This is a genomic window from Bradyrhizobium sp. 195 (assembly GCF_023101665.1).
Classification (GTDB): domain Bacteria; phylum Pseudomonadota; class Alphaproteobacteria; order Rhizobiales; family Xanthobacteraceae; genus Bradyrhizobium.
Genome location: NZ_CP082163.1, coordinates 183,966 through 202,305 on the forward strand (window position 1 = coordinate 183,966; position 18,340 = coordinate 202,305).

The 18,340-nt window shown below is 63.9% G+C and carries 15 protein-coding genes and 4 pseudogenes; 15 read left to right on the forward strand and 4 right to left on the reverse strand.

Going from position 1 to position 18,340, the window contains the following annotated elements:
- Positions 1–7: 7 nt before the first annotated feature.
- Complete coding sequence (locus IVB26_RS42670) at positions 8–1,072, forward strand: UDP-glucuronic acid decarboxylase family protein (protein ID WP_247495025.1); 1,065 nt, start codon at positions 8–10, stop codon at positions 1,070–1,072.
- A gap of 199 nt (positions 1,073–1,271) precedes the next feature.
- Here IVB26_RS42670 and IVB26_RS42675 read toward each other — a convergent pair.
- A pseudogene (locus tag IVB26_RS42675) lies at positions 1,272–1,741 on the reverse strand (metallophosphoesterase family protein).
- A gap of 40 nt (positions 1,742–1,781) precedes the next feature.
- Complete coding sequence (locus IVB26_RS42680; protein WP_247973985.1) at positions 1,782–2,000, reverse strand: DUF6894 family protein; 219 nt, start codon at positions 1,998–2,000, stop codon at positions 1,782–1,784.
- 146 nt (positions 2,001–2,146) lie between these two features.
- Here IVB26_RS42680 and IVB26_RS43085 point away from each other — a divergent pair, with 146 nt between their 5' ends.
- The 12 genes and pseudogenes from IVB26_RS43085 (at position 2,147) to IVB26_RS42735 (ending at position 14,166) form a co-directional block, all read left to right on the forward strand.
- Positions 2,147–2,269 (forward strand): hypothetical protein, encoded by a 123-nt coding sequence (locus tag IVB26_RS43085; protein WP_256464874.1) that lies wholly within the window; start codon positions 2,147–2,149, stop codon positions 2,267–2,269.
- A 69-nt stretch (positions 2,270–2,338) separates the two neighbouring features.
- Positions 2,339–3,349 carry a cytochrome c oxidase subunit II gene (gene coxB / locus IVB26_RS42685; protein WP_247973986.1) on the forward strand — a complete coding sequence of 337 codons (1,011 nt, stop codon included), beginning with the start codon at positions 2,339–2,341 and terminating at the stop codon, positions 3,347–3,349.
- A gap of 2 nt (positions 3,350–3,351) precedes the next feature.
- Positions 3,352–5,259 carry a cytochrome c oxidase subunit I gene (ctaD, locus tag IVB26_RS42690; protein WP_247495023.1) on the forward strand — a complete coding sequence of 636 codons (1,908 nt, stop codon included), beginning with the start codon at positions 3,352–3,354 and terminating at the stop codon, positions 5,257–5,259.
- A pseudogene (locus tag IVB26_RS42695) lies at positions 5,256–5,854 on the forward strand (cytochrome c oxidase subunit 3). The gene ctaD and the pseudogene IVB26_RS42695 overlap by 4 nt, the downstream one beginning before the upstream one ends.
- Positions 5,851–6,204 carry a hypothetical protein gene (locus tag IVB26_RS42700; RefSeq protein ID WP_247973987.1) on the forward strand — a complete coding sequence of 118 codons (354 nt, stop codon included), beginning with the start codon at positions 5,851–5,853 and terminating at the stop codon, positions 6,202–6,204. Before IVB26_RS42695 ends, IVB26_RS42700 begins: the two are co-directional and overlap by 4 nt.
- A complete protein-coding gene (locus IVB26_RS42705) occupies positions 6,192–7,106 on the forward strand; it encodes a cytochrome c oxidase assembly protein (RefSeq protein WP_247973988.1) in 915 nt (304 codons plus the stop codon). The genes IVB26_RS42700 and IVB26_RS42705 overlap by 13 nt, the downstream gene beginning before the upstream one ends.
- Before the next feature lie 75 nt (positions 7,107–7,181).
- Positions 7,182–7,973, forward strand: coding sequence for a GlcG/HbpS family heme-binding protein (locus tag IVB26_RS42710; RefSeq protein ID WP_247973989.1), 792 nt, complete (start codon positions 7,182–7,184; stop codon positions 7,971–7,973).
- Positions 7,974–8,076: 103 nt separating this feature from the next.
- Positions 8,077–9,924, forward strand: a complete 1,848-nt coding sequence (locus tag IVB26_RS42715) for a PQQ-dependent dehydrogenase, methanol/ethanol family (protein WP_458309403.1) — start codon at positions 8,077–8,079, stop codon at positions 9,922–9,924.
- Entirely contained in the window at positions 9,908–10,744 is an 837-nt protein-coding gene (locus IVB26_RS42720; protein WP_247973991.1) for a substrate-binding domain-containing protein, read from the forward strand. Before IVB26_RS42715 ends, IVB26_RS42720 begins: the two co-directional genes overlap by 17 nt.
- Complete coding sequence (locus IVB26_RS42725) at positions 10,744–11,370, forward strand: c-type cytochrome (protein ID WP_247973992.1); 627 nt, start codon at positions 10,744–10,746, stop codon at positions 11,368–11,370. The genes IVB26_RS42720 and IVB26_RS42725 overlap by 1 nt, the downstream gene beginning before the upstream one ends.
- Positions 11,371–11,386: 16 nt before the next feature.
- Entirely contained in the window at positions 11,387–11,764 is a 378-nt protein-coding gene (locus IVB26_RS42730; protein WP_247973993.1) for a c-type cytochrome, read from the forward strand.
- A 20-nt stretch (positions 11,765–11,784) separates the two neighbouring features.
- The gene (locus IVB26_RS42735; protein ID WP_276578739.1) at positions 11,785–14,166 is read left to right on the forward strand and encodes a glucose/quinate/shikimate family membrane-bound PQQ-dependent dehydrogenase; all 2,382 of its coding nucleotides are present in this window, start codon (positions 11,785–11,787) and stop codon (positions 14,164–14,166) included.
- Here IVB26_RS42735 and IVB26_RS42740 read toward each other — a convergent pair whose 3' ends face one another.
- Positions 14,167–15,933 (reverse strand): SDR family oxidoreductase, encoded by a 1,767-nt coding sequence (locus IVB26_RS42740; protein ID WP_247973995.1) that lies wholly within the window; start codon positions 15,931–15,933, stop codon positions 14,167–14,169.
- Between the two features lie 72 nt (positions 15,934–16,005).
- Positions 16,006–16,215, reverse strand: coding sequence for a hypothetical protein (locus IVB26_RS42745; protein WP_247973996.1), 210 nt, complete (start codon positions 16,213–16,215; stop codon positions 16,006–16,008).
- A gap of 182 nt (positions 16,216–16,397) precedes the next feature.
- Here IVB26_RS42745 and IVB26_RS42750 point away from each other — a divergent pair.
- Both IVB26_RS42750 and IVB26_RS42755 read left to right on the forward strand, forming a co-directional pair.
- Positions 16,398–16,594 (forward strand): annotated as a pseudogene (locus IVB26_RS42750) (tetracycline resistance MFS efflux pump); the annotation flags it as partial.
- Between the two features lie 386 nt (positions 16,595–16,980).
- Positions 16,981–18,335, forward strand: a pseudogene (locus tag IVB26_RS42755) (tyrosine-type recombinase/integrase).
- Positions 18,336–18,340: the final 5 nt, after the last annotated feature.

Sequence of the window (18,340 nt, forward strand, 5' to 3'; positions counted from 1 at the left end):
GACGACCATGACGTTTCAGACTCGCATTCGTGCCCCGCGCCCGACCCCGACCACGTTGGTCGCCGGTGGCGCCGGGTTTATCGGCTCGCATCTGTGCGACGCGCTCCTGCAGCACGGACACAGGGTGATTTGTCTCGACAACCTGTTCACCGGCACGATGGCAAACATCCGGCCACTGCTCAACCATCCGAATTTCCGCTTCATCGACCAGGACGTGCGTGAGCCGCTGGACATCGACGAACCCGTCGATCGGATCTACAGCCTGGCCTGCCCGGCCTCGCCGCGCAGTTACCAGAAGGATCCGATCGGCACGATGAACACCTGCGTGATCGGCACCATGAACATGCTCGAGCTTGCGCGCCGGAAGTCGGCGCGCGTGCTCCAGGCATCTACCAGCGAGGTGTATGGCGACCCTGAAATCCACCCCCAGCCGGAATCCTACCTCGGCAACGTCAATCCAATCGGTCCGCGCGCCTGTTACGACGAGGGCAAGCGCGCCGCAGAAACACTGATGTTCGACTACCACCGGCAGCACGGGGTCGAGATCAAGGTCGCGCGCATTTTCAATACCTATGGACCACGCATGCTCGAGAACGACGGGCGGGTCGTGTCGAACTTCATCGTACAGGCCTTGCGCGGCGAACCGATCACCATCTACGGCCGTGGGACCCAGACCAGAAGCTTCTGCTTCGTCGACGATCTCGTGCGCGGATTGCAGCTTCTGATGGAGAGCCCGGCCGAGGTCACTGGCCCGTGCAACCTGGGCAACCCGCATGAGGTCACGATCGAAGCCATCGCCCGCGAAGTCCTGTCGTACACCCGTTCGACGTCCCCGCTTCGCTTCGAGGCGCTGCCCACGGACGATCCCAAGCGTCGCAAGCCCGTCATCGACATCGCCGAACGGTCACTGGGATGGCGCCCGCGCGTGCCGCTGAAAGACGGCCTGCAGGCGACCATTGCCTATTTCGCGCTTCGCATCGCGACCGATGCCCCGGCGCTGACGCCGGCAATCGCCGCAGGCAGGACGGGCCGTACGGCCCGCGGACGACTAACCCTTGCGGAGCGCACGTGATGACGTTCTAAAACGCGAAAACAACCCCATGCACAGTAGCCGGGCCAAGCAAAATCAATGACTTAGCGTGCGTCGCGTGATGTTGCGGATTTTACGAACTCCTGGTTGCGACGTCGGGCAAATCAGGGGCATGATGTCATCCTCGCGCGCCGCCGTTTGGAAGCCGGCCGATGCTTCATTCTCGGCCGGCCCGGCCCCGTCAAACGTGGTCGAGGTCGTGGATGACGGGGCGGAGGGGACCGTCCTCGTCCCATTCGAGCGTTGCCAGTGTGATCGGCAGCTTGAACCTGCGTCGCCCGGCGCTTCCCGGGTTGAGGTAAAGCACGCCGTCCCGAGTGCTGATCTGCACGTGATGGGAATGGCCCGACACCACGACATCGATGCCGAGATCAGCCGGGACAATGCTCAGGGCGTTGAGGTCATGCAGAATGTAAAAGCAGCGCCCGCCAAGGGCAGGGTTTCAGTCTCAGGATAGGATCTTGCCCACGCGCCGCTGTCGACATTTCCCCTGATCGCTGTGACCGGTGCAATTCGGCGAAGTCTCTCAACGACCTCGGCAGCGCCGATGTCGCCGGCATGAATGATATGGGATACGCCGGCCAAGCGGCGCTCCGCCTCCGGCCGCAGCAGGCCGTGCGTGTCGGAGATCACGCCGATGGTCAACGACATCTCACATCAAACCTTTCGGAGAGCCTTGCCGAACCAGACCTCAGTGCAGGAGGTCCAAGGGCACCTGGCCAATCTCGTCGCCTTCCTGGTTGGTCACAAGGATCGCGAAGTGACGGCCTCGTAGCTCGGGACGCTCCTTGGAGAGGCGTCTTGCAATCTCTTCAGCGACATCGAGCGCCTGAATGTCGTCCGCCAACTCGGCACCACCCTCGTCGGTCACCGTCCTGGAATCCACCAAATCAAAATGATAGCGCGGCACGTTCAACCCGTCGAGTTTTCTGTCAAGAAAGCCCGCTAGCGCGGCTTCGTTCCGGCGTGGTCGTGACGGTGACGGTCAAACCACGTCAGAACAGGAACCTCCCGGTCGCCGCAACATTGCAGAAGCGATCGAGCGAGGAGCGATACATGCTGGAAGAGCTGCGCGTGCTCGCCCAACCAGGCGCCATGATCGCTGTCCTTGCCATCCTGCTGCTGATGGCGGCCGGGGACGCAGCCATCTTCGTCGCCGCCAGAGGTTGGCCGTTCTAGCGCCGCGATTAGGAACCTTTGTAGGATTGGTCGGTTCCGCCCCTGAAGCGGGAGTTCGGCGAAGCGTCTATGCCAGTCTGGGTGCGAACGGTTCTGATACTGTGCACGACCTGGCCGCTGGCCGCCTGTGCGGGTCGGCAGTCAGCGCTCGACCCGCAGGGGCTGCAATCCGACCAGGTCCGATCCACGCTTTTCATTTTCCTCGCCGTCTCGGCGATCGTCTGGATCGCAGTTGTCCTCGTCCTCGCCGTTGGAATGCTGCGCCGGAAGCGTGCCACCCATACGCCGCTCGACCTCCACGAGGGCTTCGAGCAACGTGCAGGCCGCCTCGTCCTGGGGCTCGGCGTGGCAACAACCGTGATCGTGCTCGGGCTCTCCTTTGTCAGCTATGCCGGCCAGCGTGACGTCTTCGCCAAGGACGAGCACGCCCTCACACTCAAGATCATCGGCCACCAATGGTGGTGGGAGGTTCACTATGAAGCCGACAGTCCGCACCAGAGCTTCGTGACTGCGAACGAGATCCGGATCCCCACCGGTCAACCGATCAAAGTCGAGCTGGAATCGGCCGATGTGATCCACAGCTTCTGGGTGCCCAGCCTGACCGGCAAGATGGACCTCATCACCGGCCAAAAAAACGAGCTGCAGTTCACGGCGAAGAATGCCGGGGTCTATCGCGGACAATGCGCCGAGTTCTGCGGCCTCCAGCATGCCCACATGGCTTTTGATATCATCGCCTTGCCGCCGGACGAATTCGGCCGCTGGCGCGATCACCAGAACCAGAGCGCGCAAAGCCCTGCGGATCAGCTCGGCAGGCAGGGCGAGGCGTTGTTCCGCGCGCGGGGCTGCGCGCTGTGCCACAACATTAGCGGCACGCTGGCCGGCGGGCACCTTGGTCCCGATCTCACGCATGTCGGCAGCCGCACGACCATCGCGGCGGGAACGCTGCCGAACAATCCAGCGACGCTCGGTGCGTGGATCTCCGACCCTCAGCATATCAAGCCGGGCAATCTCATGCCGAAGATGCCGCTGCAATCGAACGAGCTCATTGCGATCCTTCACTATCTGGAGCAGCTCAAGTGAGCATGGCCGCTGAAAAAAACCAGCTGCGCGACGACGTCCTGAACGGCTTCCAGCTCTCCCAGCAACTCGAGCGGATCTGGCGCACACCATCGGGGCTGCCCGGCGCGCTCATGTCGGTGGATCACAAGGTCGTGGGGCGCCGCTACATCGTGACCGCCTTCGTCTTCCTGCTTCTCGGCGGCATTCTTGCGGTCCTGATGCGCATTCAACTCGCAGGCCCCGAGAACACTTTCCTGTCGGCGGACAAATACAACCAGATCTTCACGATGCACGGCTCGACCATGATGTTCCTGTTCGCCGTGCCGGTCATGGAGGCGTTCGCCGTCTACCTCGTGCCGCTGATGGTCGGCACGCGCAACATCGCCTTCCCACGCCTGAATGCCTTCAGCTACTGGATGTTCCTGTTCGGAGGCTGCTTCCTCTGGATCTCCTTCGCGCTCAATGTCGGTCCGGACGTGGGTTGGTTTGCCTACGTTCCGCTGTCCTCGTTGCAGTACACGCCGACGAAGCGCCCGGACGTCTGGGCGCAGATGATCACCTTCACCGAGGTCGCCGCGCTCGCCGTTGCCGTGGAGATCATCGTGACCGTGTTCAAGCAGCGCGCACCCGGCATGACGCTCGACCGCATTCCCCTCTTCGTCTGGGCGATGCTGGTCACGGCCTTCCTGGTGATGTTCGCAATGCCCTCGATCATGGTGGCATCGACGTCGCTGATCCTCGACCGCCTCGTCAATACGCGCTTCTACGACTCTTCCTCGGGGGGCCATCCCCTGCTCTGGCAGCATCTGTTCTGGTTCTTCGGCCATCCCGAGGTTTACATCATCTTCATTCCGGGCACCGGCATGGTCTCGGCAATCCTCGCGACGTTCGCCCGCCGGCCGGTGGTCGGCTATCCCGTCGTCATTCTCTCGCTGATCGCGACCGGCTTCCTGTCGTTCGGTCTGTGGGTCCACCACATGTTCGTGACGGGCCTGCCTCAACTTGGCGCCGGCCTGTTCACGGCGTCCAGCATGCTGATCGCAGTGCCGAGCGGCCTGCAGATCTTCTGCTGGCTGGCGACGCTCTGGGACGGACGGCCGGTCTACCGGACGCCGCTGCTGTTCGTGCTCGGCTTCATCGTGATCTTTGTGCTCGGCGGGCTGTCCGGCGTGATGGTCGCCTCGGTGCCGATCGACACCCAGGTGCACGACACCTATTTCGTTGTCGCCCACTTCCATTACGTGCTGATCGGCGGCGCCGTCTTCCCGCTGATCGGCGCGGTCTATTACTGGTTTCCCAAGATCACCGGGCGCATGCTGAGCGAAAGGCTCGGGCGCTGGAATTTCTGGCTGGCCTTCATCGGCTTCAACATCGCGTTTTTTCCGATGCATATTCTCGGACTGATCGGCATGCCGCGCCGGGTCTACACCTACACCGCCGACATGGACTGGGCGCATCTGAACCTGCTGTCCAGCGGCGGCGCGCTCATCTTCGCGCTCAGCTTCGCGCTGCTGCTCATCAACGTCGTTTACAGCGCGCGAAAGGGCACGCTCGCCGGTGACAATCCCTGGAACGCCTCGACGCTGGAATGGGCGACCGCCTCGCCGCCGCCGCCGCAGAACTTCGACCGCATTCCCGTCGTCAAGCACCGCGACCCGTTGTGGGCCGATGGCGAAAGCCTGCCCGTGGTCGCGGGCCTCAGTGCAGAGCGGCGGGAGGTGCTGCTGACGTCGCTTGCGGAAGCCGAGCCGCAGGTCCGCGAGGCTTCGCCCGAGCCGAGCATCTGGCCGCTGCTCGCGGCGATCGCGACGACGATCTTCTTCATCGGATCGATCTTCACGCCCTGGGCCGTGCTGTGGGGCACGCCGCCGATGGCCATCGCCCTGATCGGCTGGTTCTGGCCGACGGGCAGCAAGGAGGACGAGGCGTGAGGCAGACCATCGTACGCGACGTCTCCGACCTGCCGACCTTCGGCTTCGGCCCGCGCAGCGGACCCTGGTGGGGCGCCATGGGCTTCATGGCCCTGGAGGGCATGGGCTTCGCGATCGCCGTCGGCGCCTATCTCTACCCTATGCCATCAATTCGAGCTGGCCGATCGGTGCGTCACCGCCCGATCTCTGGCCCGGGACGGTCGAGGTTGTGCTCTATCTGCTGAGCATCATCCCCAACGAGTACACCAACCGCGCGGCCTATCGCTATGATCTGCCGAAAGTCCGTCTCGGCCTGATCGTGATGTCCCTGATCGGCATTGCGCTGCTGGTGCTCCGCGGCTTCGAGTTCGCGCATCTCAACACCCGCTGGGACAATTCGGCCTACGGGTCGATCGTCTGGCTCATCCTTGGATTGCACACCACGCATCTCGCGACGGACCTGGGCGACACCGTCGTGCTGGCAGTGCTGATGTTCACGCGGCACGCCAAGCCGCGTCGCTTCAGCGACGTGACCGACAACGTGTTCTACTGGAATTTCGTCGTGCTTGCCTGGTTGCCGCTCTATGTCCTGCTCGATTGGGTGCCGCGCCTATGACCGACACTGACGGACGCAGCAGACTGCTGTATTGGGCCGGCGTCGCCCTTGGGCCGCTGGCATGGGGAATCAATCTGCAAGGCATCTACGCGCTCGCGCATTTCTCGTGCGAGACCACCAGGACGTCCGGCGCGATCATGAGCGCTGCTCTGGCTATTATCGCCCTTTTGGGCACGGCCATTTCGGCGCGCGCGGTTCGGCGCAGAGCCGGGGCTGAATGGGCCGATGCACAAGGCGGCGGGCCGAGGACCTTCATGGCCTGGCTCGGCGTCGGCAGTGGCGTGCTGTTCGCGCTGGTCATTGCCAACCAGCTCGCCGCCTCCCTGATGATCAGCCCATGCCTGCGCTGAGGATTGCGATATTGTTGCTGGCGCTGCTTGCGCAACCCGCCCTTGCCCACGGCCTTTCGGATGTCGATTCCGGATCGCTCTGGAGCTACGATCCCTGGCTGCTCGCGCCGCTCTACGCGGTCGGCATCGCCTTCTATATCGGGACGCAGCGTCTGTGGCGACACGCGGGCGGAGGCCGGGGCGTCAGCTTCCGCCAGGTCGGCGCATTCTGGACCGGCTGGCTGGTCACGGCGCTTGCCACGACGTCGCCGCTGCACTGGCTCGGCGAGCGCCTCTTCACCGCCCACATGGTCGAGCACGAACTGCTCATGGTCGTCGCCGCTCCGCTGATGGCCTATGCACGGATCAACGGCCCTCTACTGTGGAGCCTGCCGTCACCACTTCGACCGGCAGCCGGCCGGTTTCTCAATCTGCCGATATTGGCCGTGCCGTGGCGTTTCATCAGCCATCCTGTCACCGCAACAGCGCTTCATGGGGCAGCGCTGTGGGCCTGGCACGTCCCGCCTCTGTATGCCTGGGCCCTGGCAAATCCTGGGGTGCATCGTCTCCAGCACATCAGCTTCTTTGCGACCGCGCTGTTGTTCTGGTGGGTGCTGCTCTACGGCCGTGGACAGGACCGCAGCAGCCGCGTGCGCGATGGCATTGCGATCGGCTGCCTCTTCATCACCATCCTGCATTCCGGCGTGCTCGGGGCGCTACTCACGGTATCGCCGCGGCTCTGGATTCCGGCTCAGGGCGCATTTGCCGGAGAATTCGGCCTGTCGCCGCTTGAAGATCAGCAGCTCGCGGGGATCCTGATGTGGGTGCCGATGGGCATCCTGTATACGGGCGCGGCGTTGTTCTTTGCTCATCGGTGGCTGACCGCGGGCGATACGCAGGCGCGCCTGTCGCTCGCCCGTTGAGAGATGAGGCCTGCGATAGGAACCGCGGGTTCGAGTCCGACGTTCGCCTGCCAAATGTCAGATCCCGGAGGCGATATGGCTAAACTCTTCGTTGTAGCGGCAGCTGCATTCGCAGCCGCGACATCTTTTCTGCCGACAGGTTCCTTCGCGCAGGACCAGCCCCAGCCGGGTACGTCCTGTCCGGTCGACCATGACCGGCTTGCCGACATTCTCAAGAAGAGCGTGAAGCCCGGCGGTGGCCCGAGCAACGGAGGACTGGACAACAACGAATGGGCTGCCGTCGTCAACAGGCAGGGAATCGTGTGCGCCGTCGCCTATAGTGGCAGCAAGATCGACGACCAGTGGCTGGGCAGCCGGGCCATCGCGGCCGAGAAGGCCAACACGGCCAATGCATTCAGCCTCAAGGACAAGGCGATCGCGACGGCCAACCTCTATGCCGGCGCGCAGCCCGGCGGGTTCCTGTTCGGTGCGGCCCTCGGCAACCCGCCGTCCCCGGAGGCCCTGTACGCGGGAACACCGGAGCAATTCGGCACGTCTCACGATCCGATGGTGGGCAAGCCGATCGGCGGGACGATCGTGTTTGGCGGCGGCTTGGCCCTCTATGACGGCAACGGCATTGCCGGCGCGCTGGGCGTGAGCGGCGACAGCTCCTGCGCGGATCACAACGTGGCCTGGCGCGTGCGTCACCAGCTCGGGCTCGACCGCGTGCCGGCTGGCGTCAGCCCCAACATGAAAGACGCGATCATCTATGACATCGGGCCCGACGGCAAAAGCCCCTCGGGATTCGGGCATCCCAAGTGTAACGGCAAGGAAGATCAGATCGCAGTCGATCTCGGCGCCGGCGTATCCGGCAACGTGGTGAGATAGCCCGCCTCTGCTCTTGGAACCAAGCGGAGGCGCAACGTTTGTACGTTCGCAAACCGGCCTGCAACGCGGCACGGCCTCGTCACTGGCGTGGAGATCTTTACATATGTTAGTGCGTGGTCTCACGCGTTTGCTGAAGCGGATTCCAGTTGTCCTCTGCGCTTGCTGTGCCGTGCTGTCGTCGGCGTCGGCCCAGAGCGATCTCGCTGGCCGCATGAAAGATCCGGGCCAATGGCCGATGGCGGCGCGCGACCACGCCAATACGCGCTACAGCGAGCTCGACCAGATCAACGCGTCCAACGCATCGCGCCTTCAGCTTGCCTGGACCTTCTCGGTCGGCGCCGACCGCGGCCAGGAGGCGGCGCCGCTGGTGGTCGACGGCACCATGTATGTGGTCGGCCCCTATGCAGGCCCCTACCCCAATCGCGTCTTCGCCCTCGACGCCACGACCGGCGAATTGAAATGGTCCTACGCGCCGAAGCCCGAGCCCGCGGCCGCAGGGGTTGCCTGCTGCGACGTGGTCAGTCGCGGGCTCGCGTTCGACAACGGCAAGATCTTCCTGAATACGCTCGACAACCACAGCGTCGCGCTCGACGCCAGGACCGGCAAAGAGCTGTGGCACACCAAGCTCGGGGAGATCAACAAGGGCGAGACCATCACGATGGCGCCCGTCGTGGTCAAGGGCAAGGTGCTCGTCGGCAACAGCGGCGGCGAGATGGGTGTGCGCGGCTGGGTCACCGCGCTCGATGAAGACACCGGCGCGATCGCGTGGCGCGCCTACGCCACAGGGCCGGACAAGGACGTGCTGATCGGCGACGACTTCAAGCCCTTCTATGATAATCTGAGGGGCAAGGATCTCGGCGTGAAGACGTGGCCCGCCGATCGCTGGCAGGTCGGCGGCGGCACGATGTGGGGATGGATCTCCTACGATCCCGAGCTCAATCTGATCTACTACGGCACCGCCAATCCGAGCCCGTGGAACGCCAACCAGCGCAGTGGTGACAATCTCTGGAGCACCACGATCTTCGCCCGCGACCCCGACACCGGCCGCGCCAAATGGGCCTACCAGATCAACCCGCACGACCTGTTCGACCACGACGAGATCAACGAGAACGTGCTGGTCGATCTCGAGCTCAACGGGCAGACGCGCAGGGTTCTCATCCACCCGGGCCGCAACGGCTACATGTACGTGATCGATCGCGCCACCGGTGAAGTGATCTCGGCGGACGCCTTTGACTTCATCAACGCCTATAAGGGCGTCGATCTCAAGACCGGCAAGATCATTCCGAACGAGGAGAAGACGCCGCTCGCCGGCAAGACCGTCGAGAACATCTGCCCGGCCGCGCCGGGCGCCAAGGACTGGCAACCGACCGCATGGTCGCCCCGCACCAAGCTGCTCTACGTGCCGCACCAGCATCTCTGCATGAATTTCAAGGCATCGCAGGTCGGCTACATCGCCGGCACGCCCTATGTCGGCGCGGATGTCGACATGTACGCAGGTCCCGGCGGCCATCGCGGCGAGTTCATGGCGTGGGACCCCGTCGCACGCAAGAAGGTTTGGGAGATCCGCGAGAAGCTGCCGGTCTGGAGCGGCGCGCTGGTGACTGCCGGCGACGTCGCCTTCTACGGCACCATGGATCGCCTGTTCAAGGCGGTGGATGCCAGGGATGGGCATGTGCTCTGGCAATTCCGCGCCGGCTCCGGATTCATCGGCCAGCCGATTTCATATCGCGGCTCCGACGGACAGCAATACATCGCGATCCTCTCAGGCGTCGGCGGCTGGCCGGGCGTCGTCGCCAATGCGGAGGTTGATCAACGCGTGCGCAACGGCGCACTGGGCTTCACCGGCGCCATGCAGGACCTGCCGTTTTACACCGCAGGCGGCAGTGAGCTGCTGGTGTTCAAACTTGGCGGCGCGAATGGTGAGGACAGCAGCAATGCGCCCGCGAAATAAGCGCGCCACCATCATCGCCGGCTTTCTGACACTCGCGACGAGCGCAGCGGCAGCATCGGACGGCACGCTTCGGGTCTGCGCCGACCCGAACAATCTGCCGTTCTCGAACAGCGGCGAGGCGGGATTCGAGAACAAGCTGGCCGCCATGGTGGCCGCGGCTTTCGGCGAGCATGTCTCCACCACCTGGTGGGCGCAGCGACGCGGCTTCATCCGCAACACGCTGAAAGCCGGCAAATGCGACGTGGTGATGGGCGTGCCCGCCGGCTACGAACTCGTGGAGACGACTAGGCCCTATTATCGCTCGACCTATGTCTTCGTCACGCGCCAGGATCGCCAGCTCGATCTCTCCTCGCTGCTTGACCCGCGCCTGCACAGCCTTACGATCGGCGTGCATCTGATCGGCGATGACGGCAACAATCCGCCGCCTGCACAGGCGCTCGGCGACCAGGGCATCGTCGACAATTTGCGCGGCTACTCGATCTACGGCGATTATCGCGAGGCCAATCCACCGGCGCGCTTGATCGAGGCGGTGGAGAGCGGCGAGATCGATGTCGCCGCCGCCTGGGGACCATTGGGGGGTTATTTCGCGCAGCGCTCCCCGGTGCCGCTGACGGTGACGCCGATCCGGGACACCGAGCGCTTTGCGCCTCAGCAATTCCAGTTCGCGATCGCGATGGGCGTGCGCAAAGGCAACCACGCCCTGCGCGACCGTCTCAATGCCTTCATCGACGAGCACCGATCCGAGATCAACGCCCTGCTACGAAGCTATGGCGTGCCTCTGGTGGAGTTGCCCGTCACGGCCTCGGGAGGACATCAGTGATGTCGTTGCGCGCAAGCATGCTGTCGTTGCTGCTGTTGTCCGCGACGAGCGGCACGACATTCGCCCAGCAGAGCCTGCCGCAAGCCCAGGAGGCGCAGCAACCAGTGCTCGGGCCGCGTCCCAATTTCGGCGGCAGCGTCGGCAACGGCAGGCCCGGCGTCTTCATGCAGGTGCCGGTCAGTCATCTTCACCCCGGCGCGCAGCCGGACCCGCCGCAGATCAAGAATCCCGTGCAAGGCGATCCGAACGCCGAGCAGCGCGGCATGACCTATTACGTCAACTTCAACTGCGTCGGCTGCCACGCGGCCAATGGCGGCGGCGGCATGGGGCCGGCGCTGAGCAACAGCACCTTCACCTATGGTGCGCAGCCCGAGAACATCTATCTTTCGATTTACCAGGGACGGCCGAACGGCATGCCGGCCTGGGGCGGCGTGCTGCCCGACAGCGTGATCTGGGATCTCGTTACCTATATCGGCAAGCTCAGCAACGAGCCGAGCCGTCAATGGGGCCGCACTTTCTCGGCCAACCCGTTGTCGCCCGAGGTCGAGCAGGTCCCGACCGAGCAGGTTTCGACGACCGATCCCTGGTCCGCCACCAAGGCCTTCAGTTTCGGCCAGAAGCCGTGATTGACCGGAGATGCCGATGATGAGCACCGTCGCACGATTGCTCATTGCCGCAATGCTGGCGCTGGCGGCCGCGTCTTGCGAGCAGGGCAAGGCTGCGGGCCCGGACAATTTCATCGGCGATGCGCGTCGGGGTGCCGACCTCGTCAAGCAGTATCGGTGCGGCGGCTGTCACGATATTCCGGGCATCGCCGGTGCCGAAGGCAATGTCGGCCCGCCCCTGCATCGCATCGGGACGCGCACCTACATTGCCGGCTACATCCGGAACTCGCCGGACAACATGGCTGACTGGATCGAAGATCCGCAGCGTGCGTTGCCCGGCAACGCCATGCCGAGAATGGGTATCCCGCAGAAGGACGCGCGCGACATTGCGGCGTTTCTCTATACGCTGAAGTAGCTGACATGATCTATCGTTCGATGAACTGGTTCCGGGGCGCGCCGTGGCTCGCCGTCACCATCGTGGTTATCGCGATCATGGGCCTTGCTCTGGCGGGCGGCGGAGCCTGGCTCGCCGTGCTGGGCGGCTCTGTCTATTATGTGATCGCCGGCGCCATGCTCCTGCTCACGAGTTGGCTGCTCGCAATCCGCCGCGCCGAGGCCCTCTGGGTCTATGCTGCGCTGCTGCTCGGCACGATGGTGTGGGCGATCTTCGAAGTCGGCCTGGATTTCTGGACATTGGCGCCGCGCGGCGATGTGCTGGCGCCGCTGGGCGTGTGGCTATTGCTGCCGTTCATCGCGGCTCATCTCGGCCCGCGCCGGCGGATCGCGCGACGGGCTCTCGGTGTGGTTCTGATCGGCGCGGCCGTCGTGCTGGCTGTCTCACTGACGAGAGATCGCCATGACCTTGCCGGCACGTTGCCGCAAAACGGAACGACGGGTGCCGTTGTCGCCTCCGGGCCGGGCGTTCCCTCGGCTGCCGAGAACTGGACCACCTATGGCGGCAGCGGCTTCGGCACGCGCTACTCGTCGCTGCGCGAGATCACTGCGGACAACGTGAAGAACCTGAAGCTCGCCTGGGAATTCCGCACCGGCGACCCCAAGGGTCCTGACGATCCCGACGAGATCACCAACCAGGCGACGCCGCTCAAGGTCGGCGACCTGCTCTACACCTGCTCGCCGCACCAGATCGTGTTCGCGCTCGAGGCGGCAAGCGGGAAATTGCGCTGGAAGTTCGACCCAAAGGTCCGGCACAACAAGGCCTTCCAGCACATGACCTGCCGTGGTGTGGCCTATCACGCCACCAAGGCAGGCGCAGTGACGGCTGACGGCACGGCGGCACCGGCCGAATGCGCTGAGCGCATTTTCCTGCCGACCAATGACGGACGGATGTTCGCGCTGGATGCGCAGAGCGGCAAGCCCTGCGAGAGTTTCGGCCAGCATGGCCAGATCGACCTCAAGGAGGGAAGCGAGATCCAGACGCCCGGCTTCTATGAGGGCACCTCGCCGCCCGTCGTCACCGACAAGGTCCTGATCGTCGGTGGCGCGGTGATCGACAATTATTCGGACCGTGTGCCGTCAGGCGTGATCCGCGGCTTCGACGTTTATTCCGGCCGGCTGATCTGGGCTTTCGACGCCGGCAATCCCGACCCGAACGAGATGCCCTCGGCCTCGCATCATTTCACCGCCGGCTCGCCCAATTCCTGGAGCATCTCGGCCGTCGACGAGCATCTCGGCCTCGTCTACGTCCCGCTCGGCTCGAGTTCGCCGGATATCTGGGGCGGCGGCCGCTCGGCGGAGAAGGAACGCTACGATTCGGCGATGGTGGCGCTCGAGATCACGACCGGGAAGCTGCGCTGGTCCTTCCAGAACGTGCACCACGATCTCTGGGACATGGACATGCCTTCGCAGCCGAGCCTGGTCGATTTGCGGTCGGGCAGCGGCGTGACGCCGGCCATCTACATCCCGGCCAAGACCGGCGACATTTTCGTCCTCGACCGGCGCGACGGGCATCAACTGGTGCCGGCGCCGGAGAAGCCGGTGCCGCAAGGCGCTGCATCCGGTGACCGCCTCTCCGCCACCCAGCCGTTCTCCGATCTGAGTTTCCGTCCCCGCGCCATGCTGACGGACGCGCAGATGTGGGGCAGCACGATGTTCGACCAGCTCGTCTGCCGCGTCAAGTTCAAGCGCCTGCGCTATGAGGGACCGTTCACTCCTCCATCGGAACAGGGCACGCTGGTCTTTCCCGGGGATTTCGGCATGTTCGAATGGGGCGGCATCGCCGTCGATCCGGAGCGCCAGATCGCCGTCGCCAATCCCCAATCGATTCCCTTCATCTCGCGCCTGGTGCCGCGCGGAAAAGACAATCCGGCGGCGCCGGACGCGGCGCATCCGCCCGGCACCGAACTCGGGGTCCAGCCGATGTACGGCGCCCCCTACGGCGTCGATCTCGGCATTTTCCTCTCGCCGCTGGGCATCCCCTGCCTCGCGCCGCCCTGGGGCAATATCGCCGCGATCGATCTCAGGACGCAAAAGGTGGTCTGGCAGCACCGCATCGGCACGATCCGCGACCAGGCTCCTCTCCCGCTGCCGTTCAAGCTCGGCATCCCCATGCTGGGCGGACCGATCGTGACGGCGGGCGGCGTCATCTTCATCACAGGAACGATGGACGATTACATCAGGGCCTTCGACGTTCGCGACGGCAAGAAGCTCTGGGAGGATCGGCTTCCAGCCGGCGGTCAGTCGACGCCGATGGCGTACGAGGCCGGGGGCAAGCAATATGTCGTCACGGTGGACGGCGGCCACGGCTCGTTCGGCACCAAGCTCGGCGACTACGTCCGCGCCTATGCGCTGCCGAATTGATCACGCCCGCCGCCGCCTCATCCGCGCCGGCCTGCGGGGCGTGCGAAGAACCCGCGAGGCGGCGACGGCAACGCAAGCGGCAATCCCGAGCGCGGCGAGGCCCGTGCTGATCACGCCGGCGGGCGGAAGTTGCTTGCGCGCCAGCCAGCCGCCATCGACCGATCTGCCCTGCGGACCGGCTTCGATCATGGTGCCCTCGGTGCTCTTTGCAGGACGCGCGCGGGACAGCAGGAACTGAAAGGCCGCGCCCAGGACATTCTCGGTAACCCGCGGAGCCATCGCGTAAGCGACCTGACCTGCACGCGCAGGCCAGCCGACGGCGACCTCGTCGCGCGGCGCGCGCACCATGCGAACGAATGTTTCGGCGACGTCATCCGGCTGGTACAGCAGCGGACCGGGATCAAGCGTGCGCCCGGACATGTTGGCGCCGTGGACGAAGCCCGGCGTATCGACGATGGCGGGAAAGACACCGCAGACGTGGATGCCCGGATGCGCGCGGAGCTCCTGGCGCAGGCTTGCGGTGAAGCCGCGCAGACCGAACTTGCTGGCCGTATAGGCCGCGGCGAACGGCGTCGGCGCCCAACCGCCCAGCGAAATGTTGTTGATCAGTATGCCGCGCCTCTGGCGGAGGAAGATCGGCAGCACCGCGTGGGCGCCATGCATGGTGCCGAGCAGATTGACCTCGATCGTCCGGCGATGAAGCGCGATATCCGCATTCTGGTACGCTCCGAACACGCCAGTGCCGGCGTTGTTGATCCAGACGTCGATGCCGCCGAAGGCGTCTTCGGCCTGCTTTGCCAATCGCTGCACCGCCGCGGCATCCGTGACATCGGTCGGCACCGCGAGCGCGCGGCCGCCCAGCGCCTCGCATTCCCTCGCGAGGACGGTCAGGGTGTCGCCGCGGCGGGCCGCCAAGATCACGCTTGCACCTTTGCGGGCAAACGCCAGCGCCGTGGCACGGCCGATGCCGCTTGAGGCGCCGGTGATGACGACGCGCGTGCCGGTCATCCGGCCCTGCTCTCCCGCGGCCTCCGCGGAAACCAGCCAGCGCAGCGATTGCCGCAAGCGCGCGGTCCCATCCGTCTGGAACCAGTCGCCATGCGCGAAAATCACACGCTCGGGCGCCAGACTCAAAAGCCGCTCGGCCGCAGCCCGGACCGCGCGGCCGCCGAGGCGCAGCAGGAGACGAAGATAGACCGGCGCCTTGCCGTCCGGCCCGGAGATGCCGAGCAGACTTGCCGCAGCCTCGTTCGCAGGGCTGAGATGATCGGGATCGAGGTTCTGCACGAGATCTGTGAGGACCAGCGTTCGGCTGCGCTTGTCGAACAGCTCGATCTCGCAGAACATCGGGGCATTCACCGCGACGGTCTGGAAATCAGCGCTCCATTCCTCAGGCGTGACATCGCCCAGCTCGCGGTCGATGCGGATGCCCGCCGCGCGAACCTGCCTGCGCTGGGAGAGACTACGGGCGGCGAACGTCCTTGCCCGCGGCAGTGCCCGTTGCCAGTCGGCCAGGAACATCCAGTGGCCGATGTTCGGCGCCAGCAGATATTTTATTGCCCCCAACCGCTCCAACTCGTGATGCAGAGCTGGGGAATATCGCACTGGCGAATGCAGCACGAGATCACCGTTCGACAGCCGGAGGACGACCATGCGGATGGGCAGTTCCAGACCGGCGGCACTGATCGGCTGGTCATCAACAATCCAGACATCGTCTGTCACCCGGGACAAGGTGGCGAACGACGAAACGGCGTCGAGGCTTTGCATGGGCGGCTTCCAAAGCGAGACCTTGCTCAAACCGCCGGAGCGAAGCTCGTTCCTAGGGACCATGCGTCGGCGCTAGTCCGGCGAGCGCAGGCCGGGCGAGCGTATCCATTCCTCCAGGGCTGCCGTGGTTTCAGCCAGGCGCGCCTTGCGGATCATACTTTCGCGTTCCCTGCACGGCGCCATTTGCCGCGCCAGCGTCCGTGCCTGCTCCGCCGATTCCAGCAGCCGTTCCTTCAGCGTCAGGGTCTGCTTACGTCGATTGCGTCTTTTTATTTCTGTCATTGTACGCCTCCTGACTGCGCTGAACGCCTTTTTCCTTGGGTGACAGTTGCATCAGGCGGGAGCTCGCGCATTCGCATAAGTGAACCGGCCGTCCAGAATCCGGAAAAAACCTGAGGCCACACGGCGGCTGGTCGCACCGCTCGGCTACACCGCAGGTTTTCTCGTCGATGGCCGTTGTTGCACTCTTCTTCGTCCTGAGCGCCGCGGGCGAAGTCTACGGGACCTGCTGGGCCTCTGGGTCAATGACGTGTTCGGATGGAACGGCGCATGGATCGGTCTGTCACTTGCCACGTTCAGCGTGTGCCAGTCGCTGACTCGGGCTTTGCTGCCTGGGCCCGCCGTCAAATTGCTCGGAACGCGCGGCGCATCTCGCGTGGGAGAAGAGCTCCACCCGCCGGAAGCTAGCTAGCCGCTGCGGTAACGCGCAGCCATCCCACCAATTCACAACTGAGAGTACGGAGAACGAACAAATTTTTCAAACCGGACGTCAAACTGAACAGTCCGTTCTGAGATGCACCGCTGTAAGTGCTTGATTTATATGGTGGGCACACCAGGGCTCGAACCTGGGACCCGCTGATTAAGAGTTCAACACCATCCCTTCTCTGCAGTTTCCAAATACACGCCGCGCTACGACATGCATTCGAGAAGCCCTTTGTTTATAGGCTCTTCTCGCATAATTTCGCGCTCCGTCGAACCCAAACCTTCCAACTGCTCAATCCGCCAACACCGTTTTGAAAACCGTTTTGGCGGCCGTGGACTCTCGTCATGACCGATATTCGAATTTCTCTCACCGACAAGACAATCGCTCAATTACCCGCTCCGAAGGAAGGCTGGTACCTAGCGCGTGATACCGAATTGAAGGGCTTTTTCGTGGTCATTGGAAAGCGGCGAAGAACGTTTACCGTCCAAGGTGACCTCAGGCGGGCGGCAAGCGGGCTTCATCCATTAGGGTTTCCATTGGCGATGCTAGTGAGATGTCGACCCGAGCCGCCCGCGCCACTGCCAAGGAATACTTGGCGCAGATTAGCCGGGGACGGCATCCGAAGGAGAACAAGCCAGCCGAAGAGACGAGCCCGACTCCGGCGATGGAAAGTGGCGGCACAACCGCGAGCATCACTCTCAGGCAGGCCTGGGAGCGGTACCTCGAGGCGCATCTAATCCGGAAGAACCGCAGCGAAAAGACCGTCGAGGGCTACCGCGACCACGTCGAACGAATCTTTGCAGAATGGCTCGACACCACCTTCCATGAGCTCGCAACCGATCCAGCTCGTGTGGCCAAGAAACACGATGAAGTCACAAACGAGAATGGGCCGTACATGGCCAATGGCAGCATGCGCACCCTGCGGGCCATCTACAATCATGCTCGGAAGACGAACAGGTCGTTGCCGTCAGATAATCCGGCCGATGCGGTCGACTGGAATGTGGAGGAGCGCCGCAACACCGGGATGGGATCAGCCGATCTTAAGGGTTGGTTTGCGCAGCTCGCTGCCATCGACAACCCCGTCCGTAGAGAGTTCCACCTCTTCACTCTCCTTTGCGGTTCTCGGCCTACCGCGCTCCAGGAAGCCAAGCCGGAACACATCGATTTTCGGCGACGCGCGCTACATATTCCCAAACCAAAGGGCGGAAAGAAGAAAGCCTTCGACATTCCCTTGTCGCGTCAGATGATCCTTTGCCTCATCCGCGCAATCCGGTGCGGTAGACAGATGTACCCTGTGCAAGCACGAGAGTGGGTTTTTCCGGCCGATAGCACGTCAGGCCATTTGGCGGAAACGAAAGAGGACCGTGAGATGCTATCGAAGTGGGGAAACGACCTCCGTCAAACCCTCCGTACGATCGCAACGGCAGCGGGTGTCTCGGAGATCGACGCCAAGCTCTTGATGAACCATGCCATTCCGGGTGTAAACGGAGGCTACATTACGCGGCACAAGCTTCTCGAAGACCACCTACGTAGCCAGCAGCAGGCAATCAGCAGCGCCGTATTTGCTGCGTTGGGAGCATCGATGACCCAAGAGATTTCGCTTCACGATTGGCTTGGAAGAGGTGGTAACCGACGAGCAACTCAATGGATCGCTTCCGATCGAAAGCAAGATGTACCCCAGGCCGATTGCTCAAATTGAACAAG